At 51.8% G+C, this 6,411-nt stretch carries 9 protein-coding genes; 8 read left to right on the forward strand and 1 reads right to left on the reverse strand.

Features of this window, described 5'->3' with window-relative positions:
- Positions 1-13: 13 nt before the first annotated feature.
- Positions 14-463, reverse strand: a complete 450-nt coding sequence (locus tag WH50_RS10310; RefSeq protein ID WP_110187221.1) for a hypothetical protein — start codon at positions 461-463, stop codon at positions 14-16.
- A 41-nt stretch (positions 464-504) separates the two neighbouring features.
- Between WH50_RS10310 and WH50_RS26600 the strand changes: the two genes are divergently transcribed.
- From WH50_RS26600 to WH50_RS10345, 8 genes are all read left to right on the forward strand, one after another.
- Positions 505-648, forward strand: coding sequence for a hypothetical protein (locus tag WH50_RS26600; protein ID WP_207780254.1), 144 nt, complete (start codon positions 505-507; stop codon positions 646-648).
- Between the two features lie 104 nt (positions 649-752).
- On the forward strand, positions 753-968 hold the full coding sequence (locus WH50_RS10315; protein ID WP_104155993.1) for an MbtH family protein: 216 nt from the start codon (positions 753-755) through the stop codon (positions 966-968).
- A complete protein-coding gene (locus WH50_RS10320) occupies positions 968-1,717 on the forward strand; it encodes a thioesterase II family protein (protein WP_110187222.1) in 750 nt (249 codons plus the stop codon). Before WH50_RS10315 ends, WH50_RS10320 begins: the two co-directional genes overlap by 1 nt.
- A gap of 111 nt (positions 1,718-1,828) precedes the next feature.
- Complete coding sequence (locus tag WH50_RS10325) at positions 1,829-2,815, forward strand: TauD/TfdA family dioxygenase (RefSeq protein WP_243410067.1); 987 nt, start codon at positions 1,829-1,831, stop codon at positions 2,813-2,815.
- A gap of 140 nt (positions 2,816-2,955) precedes the next feature.
- A complete protein-coding gene (locus WH50_RS10330; protein WP_110187223.1) occupies positions 2,956-3,567 on the forward strand; it encodes a cytochrome c oxidase assembly factor Coa1 family protein in 612 nt (203 codons plus the stop codon).
- Positions 3,568-4,036: 469 nt separating this feature from the next.
- Positions 4,037-4,519: an SMI1/KNR4 family protein gene (locus tag WH50_RS10335; protein WP_110187224.1), complete on the forward strand. Its 483-nt coding sequence runs from the start codon at positions 4,037-4,039 to the stop codon at positions 4,517-4,519.
- Positions 4,520-4,628: 109 nt separating this feature from the next.
- Positions 4,629-5,066, forward strand: a complete 438-nt coding sequence (locus tag WH50_RS10340; RefSeq protein ID WP_133251298.1) for a hypothetical protein — start codon at positions 4,629-4,631, stop codon at positions 5,064-5,066.
- A 79-nt stretch (positions 5,067-5,145) separates the two neighbouring features.
- A complete protein-coding gene (locus tag WH50_RS10345; RefSeq protein WP_165838381.1) occupies positions 5,146-5,913 on the forward strand; it encodes a carbon-nitrogen hydrolase family protein in 768 nt (255 codons plus the stop codon).
- The last annotated feature ends 498 nt before the right edge of the window (positions 5,914-6,411 follow it).

Below are 6,411 nucleotides of genomic sequence, written 5' to 3' on the forward strand. Positions count from 1 at the left end.
CCTTGTGCATCCATTATTTTTGCGCGGCGTAGAACATTCCCATATCTGCCGGGATACCGTCGGTGTTGGGGTGGGTTTCCTGGACCACCAGACCATCTTTGACAAATTGTGCGGTAATGCCTTTCCCGACGAGATAATGCTGATCGGCACACTCCAGCGAGTAACGTTGCTCCACGGAAGGTTGACCGGGCTCGGTCCATTTGCGTATCAGACTGTGTTTATCAGCCGATAGCGTAATGGCTATTGTTGCGCCGCCCAGCTCATAGGCGTAATCAGTCCGGGGGCCAGCGATAGCAGGTTGGAAAGAAGACAGCGGGGCTACATCGGTCGCCAGCACCACATCGATTTGTGTGAAGCCTGCTGCGGGCTGACAGGCTGTCGGAGGAGCAGCGGAGGAGCAGGCGCTTACACTGGCCAGCAGGCAGCCTGATAAGAGTAATGACGTATAGCGAGATTTGAACATAGCGCATTCCTTGCGTATGGCAGAGTTGCTGACGAGTCAGCATGAAACCAGCCTTGTACTCCGTCCTCTGCATCAGCAAGCAGCTCTGCGAGCGTCGTGACAAGGCTGACATGAACGGGGTGATTGAACCCGAGGGCGTTTTTTATACCCCTGAAGATGGCGCAGAGGCAAACCCGTTAACCTAAATTCCCCCCCCACTGTTTCGTCAATCCGATAGGAAAGAGGCGCATACCTTTGTGCCTCCGGCGGCTGCCGCTCCCTGACAGCCGCGGTCGATTGAGGAGCAGCCATGAGCTTTGACAGCGAAGACACCGTATTCCGTGTAGTGGTTAACCACGAGGAACAGTATTCCATCTGGCCTGAATACAAGGCCATTCCCGGCGGCTGGCGTGATACCGGAGTAGCCGGCAAAAAGGCCGAATGCCTTGCCCATATCGAACAGGTATGGACGGATATGCGCCCCCTGAGCCTGCGTCAGTTTATGGCTGAGCAGGCGGGCCACTGATGTCACAGCCTCCCGTCACCTATGCCGCGCATTCCCCGCTGACCCTCTACTGTCTGCCCTGTGCCGGTGGCAGTGCTGCCATGTATTACCGCTGGCGGCGTGCGCTGGCACCGCAGATTGAGCTGGTGCCGGTGGAGTTACCGGGGCGGGGCAGCCGCATCGGCGAAGACTTTGTGCGTGATTTCAACGCACTGGTCAGCCATCTGGTCGATATGCTCAGCGCTGAGCTGGCACCCCGTTACGCGCTGTTCGGGCACAGCATGGGCACGCTGCTGGCGTATGGCCTCTGCCGTGAGCTGCAGCAACGGGGGCTGCCTGCCCCGCAGGCGCTGCTGATGTCAGCGGGTAAAGCCCCGAGCAAGCGCGATACCGACCGCTTTCTGCACCTGCAGAGTGATGCCGAATTGATCGCTGATCTGCAGCGTCAGGGCGGCACACCGGCTGCGCTGTTTGACGAGCCGGAGCTGCTGCGCATGGCGGTGGATACCCTGGCGGCCGACTATCAGGTCTGTGGCAGCTTTGCCTATGCCGGTAGTGCCGGTTTGAACTGCCCGCTGCATGTGCTGGCCGGGCGGGAGGATGAGATCACTGAAGCCGAGCTGCAGGCCTGGGCGGCCGAGTCAAGCGGACCCATGCAGCTGAACTGGTTTGACGGTGGCCATTTCTATCTCAAAGGCGAAGAACAGGCCGTGCTGGCACTGATCCGGCAGCAGCTGCTACCGGATGCACTGCATCGGCTCAGCGCCTGACAGGCTAAAGCCAGACCGATTTTCAACCACCTGCCACAACGTGCTGTTCATCAGCGCCCGTACCTGTTCCGCCACTGGCTGAGCCGGTGCGGGCGCCAACAGGAGGTGCCTGTGGGCACAAATCACACTTCCTCATCCCGTCTTGCCACCAGCCAGCGCCCCTACGGGTCAGAGCTGCCGGCACTGATCACCGCCCCTGAAGCTGACACGCCGCTGAGTAGCCTGCTGCCGATGCAGCGGGAGATCGAAACCGTGGTCGAACGGGTCGGCGGAGTGCTGCTGCGCGGCTTCGACGTGCCGGACGTCAGCGACTTCCGCGCCTATGCGGCCTCGTTTGGCCATCCGCTGCTCAACTATGAATTTGGCTCGACCCCGCGCAGTGAGGTCTCGGGTGGTGTCTATACCTCCACCGAATATCCCGCGCACCAGCATATCCCCCTGCATAACGAACAGGCTTACACCACCCAGTGGCCGATGAAGATCTGGTTCCACTGTGTGCTGGCCGCCGGGCAGGGGGGTGAGACGCCCATTGCCGACAGCCGGGCGATCTACCGGCGTATGCCTGCGGAGATTCGCCAGCGCTTCAGCAACGGGCTGGTCTATGTGCGCAACTATGGCAATGGCCTTGATCTGCCCTGGCAGGCGGTGTTCAACACCGAAGAGGAAGCCGAGGTAGAGGCTGCCTGCCAGCGTCTGGGGATCGAATGGGAATGGAAAGACGATGGTGAGCTGCGTACCTGGCAATACTGTCAGGGCGTGGCCCAGCATCCACGCAGCGGCGACTGGGTCTGGATGAATCAGGCGCACCTGTTCCATGCCTCCAATCTGGCGGCCGAAGTACGGGAAACCCTGATCGACAGCGTCGGTGTGGAAAACCTGCCACGCAATGTGCTGTATGCCGATGGCAGTGAGATCGACGATGACACCTTCACCCTGATCCGTCAGGTGCTGGCGGCAGAAACGGTGATCTTTCCCTGGCAGGCCGGTGATGTGCTGATGCTCGACAATATGCTTGCCGCCCACGCCCGCACCCCGTTCATGGGGCCGCGCAAGGTGGTGGTGGCGATGGCAGAAGGCTATGGCTGGCAGCCCGGGTAAAGGCGCTGCCTCTGCACCCTGAATTCAGACGCAATGATCTCTTGCCACAGTGAATAATCCGGTAACGGATTGCTGCTGGGTTTTGACGCTGAGCGGCGGTATGCATACACAGCCAGGATGCTGACGACAAGGAGATCATCATGGATTCATCCGAGCTGAATTACCCCTCAGGCAAGGGCAAAGGCACCCCGATTCCACCGGAAATCAGAGGCTGGAACTGGGGCGCTTTTTGTCTCAACCTGCTGTGGGGTGTCTGCAATAACACCCTGATTGCCCTGTTGATGCTGGTTCCCATCGTCAACGTCATCATGCCCTTTGTGCTGGGTGCCAAGGGCAATGAGTGGGCCTGGCAAAATCGCCAGTGGCGCGATGTTGAGCACTTTCGCACGGTGCAGCGCCGCTGGGCGATTATTGGGCCGATGGTTCTGGTGCTGGTACTGGCAGGTGCCTTACTCGGCATTCCCCGGCTGCTGGAAGGCGATGCCTATCAACTGGCACTGAGCAAGGTGCAGACCAGTCAGGCGGTCATTACCGAGCTGGGTGAGCCGATCAGGGCAGAAGGTGTGACCAGCGGACAGATCACCACGGATACCAACAACGGACAGGCCAGCCTGCACTTCACCGTGGTCGGCCCCAGGCAGGATGCCGACGTCTACGCCAATATGTCGCAGCATTTTGGTAAGTGGCAGGTAGAAAAAATCATCGTACGCCCGGCTATTTCTGGCTTTGATATCGACGTACCAGCAGAGTAATCCGCTGGTTCTCCTTTCTCTTTCCCTTCTTTGAATACCCGGTTACGGGGTTGATTCTTTTCACCTTCTTTAGCTCTGCATAATGCATTGCGGTTGTTGCTGGTGTTTAGCGCTTCGCCGAAGTGCTTTTTGTGCGACAGAATCGGTCTGGTGTTCATGACTGTGTATTCTTGATGTCGCTGGAAAAATAGCTATCTTGTTCAATGTATTACTGCTGAGTTGGGGTGCCTTTTGATAGCGTCTGGCATATGAGCGGATTTTTCAAATCTGATGGCACGTTTAAATGTATAAGTATAAGGCTGGAGTGAATTACTGAAATTGTTTTGCTGGTTGTGTATGAAAATTTCGGTGGTTTAGTTTAAAAGATGGAATCAAATCCTATAAAGGCTGGTTGCTTTTGTAAGGTTATAAGTGCCTATTTTTAATAGGATTTTTAATTGATGATTTGAATTAATAAGGATAAAGTTTAGTGGATTTAATTGAAAGAATAATAGCTAAGGAAAGTGGAGTTCCTGCAAGTCCTGAGTCTGTCAGGTTAGAGGAGATTAAGCTTGGTTTTCCATTTCCACCTGACTTAAAGAAAATATATTTAACTGTAGCCAATGGTGGTATAGGGCCCGGGTACAAACTGCTGGGAGTCAAGGGAGGGCATACTTCGGATGAAGGTGATTCTATTGCTGAGCTGTATACACTATTAAATAGTGCTGATCCGGAAGATCCGGAGTTGAAGTGGCCGGAAGGACTAATTCCTTTTTGTCATTGGGGTTGTGCCATTTACTCCTGTTTTGACGCAACCAAGGAGGAGTTCCCGGTAGTATGGTACGACCCGAATATGAGAGAAAGTGGAGAGCCTGTAGAACTTATGTTTAGTCCACATAAAAATGCTTTTGTTGATTGGCTAGCAAGCTGGTTAGATGGAGAAGATTTGTGGGGTGATCGATATACCTCTTAATAGACGCCAGTTGTGATCTTTGATTACTTTGTATCAGTCTTAAGTAAAATTCGGCATTTTTAAATTGAGACAAATTATGACGTATAGCGTTCTATGGAAAGGACTGTGGTTGAACCTCTCTAAATACATGATGCTTGTAGTGTGTATACCTCTCTTGTTGCTGGGTCTGACGGGCTACATCAAATCGGGCTTTGATTTTGGTGCCACATTCCTGCATCTGGATTCAACTAACCCACTGATAATCGCTTTTTTCGCGGGGCTGTCATGTATATTTTTTTCTTTGCTGATAGCACTCTGGATTCGGATAGCAAAAATTTCTATACATGACGGTATTATTCAGGGAAGAAACTATTGGGGATTTAAAAATAGCTTTCCTCTGGAAGAGTCAGTATCACTGAGTAAGTTCAGCAATAATGGAATTAATGCCATCGTGCTGAAAAGCAAAAAGAGTGGAAAAATATATATATCGGATTATACGGAAAGGCTCAATGAGCTGCTGGCGCTGATTGATCCATTTGTAGCGAAAAATAGCGAAAGTAATAAGTGATAGTTGATCAGGAGGCATCTCCGGTTTTGCCGGAGGTTATCTGGCTTAATAGGGCACTGTATTTATTAAGGAAGCTTCTGTGGACAATGGGACTCTCATTATCAGCTTAGTTCAATGCTCCTCAGTTAAGGGGGATATTGAAAGTAATTTAAACAAGCATATGGAATGTATTAAGTTGTCTGCCGAATATGGTGCGGATATAGTAATTTTCCCTGAGCTGTCATTAACAGGTTATGAATTGGATTTGGCATCAGAGCTGGCAATAGATTCTGAGTCACCGATTGTCGCGGATTTATCAAGTGCTGCCGTTAATAATAATGTGGTCATTATATCCGGCATCCCATTGGCAAGTGATGCCGGAAAACCCTGCATAGGCGCGTTAGTTTCTTTTCCGTCAGGGAAAACTGACTGCTATCGAAAACAATATCTTCATCCGGGGGAGGATAAATTTATATCTGCTGGTAGCAGAAACTATAGTTTTGAGTTGAAGCGGAGAAGGGTGTTTTTAGGTATATGTGCTGACTTTGCGCACTCACAGCATTGGCTCGATGCAAATAAAGAGAAATCAGATATATATTTGTCGAGCGTTTTGATCTCTAAAAACGGCTTTGCACACGACAGTGAAATACTGAGGCACAAAGCCATTGAACATAACCTGAATATACTGATGGCTAACTATATTGGTGAAACGGGAGGCTGGTTAGCGCATGGTAACAGTCGAGCATGGGATGCTGATGGCAATGTATGTGTTTCAGCGAATGAGTCTGATCCATGTCTGGTTTTATGCACCGTCACTGATGGTGGTATGGCTGGTACAGTCATTCACTTAGTATCCAATTCTGGCTGAACAGTTCAGTAAACAGCGTCTCGATGACTTTTTTGCTGGCCTGTGTGCTGGTGATCCATTGCAGGCTGTCGGCGCTTAGTGGCAGGCGCTGACTGACCAGTGAATGCCTCTTCCTCAGCGCTTTTCACCTTCAGCTCTGCATAATGCATTGCGGTTGTTGCTGGTGTTTAGCAGGCTGTTGAAAATCTATCTGCGTTGCCGAATACCGCGTCAAAAATAGGCTCAAAATGCTCATTTAGCTCACTAAACTCCGCTTTTTCGCCTGTTTTTTCCTTGTCTCGGCGGTCTCGATAACGTTTTTCAACAGCCTGTTAGATGTCACATCCCCCTTGATCTTTCATCGAGTGTGTTCATAATTTTCTATCGTTCATGAATCGTGAATAGAATGAAAAAATGAACAATCAAGAACTTCTTGTGCAGGCACTCGCTCATCTCCCCCCATCAGTCAGTGCCTATGCTGAGGGAGCTGAGCTGATTATTACAGCAGGCAGCCAGCAG

Source organism: Pokkaliibacter plantistimulans, from assembly GCF_003194385.1.
In the GTDB taxonomy this organism is placed as follows: Bacteria; Pseudomonadota; Gammaproteobacteria; order Pseudomonadales; family Balneatricaceae; genus Pokkaliibacter; species Pokkaliibacter plantistimulans.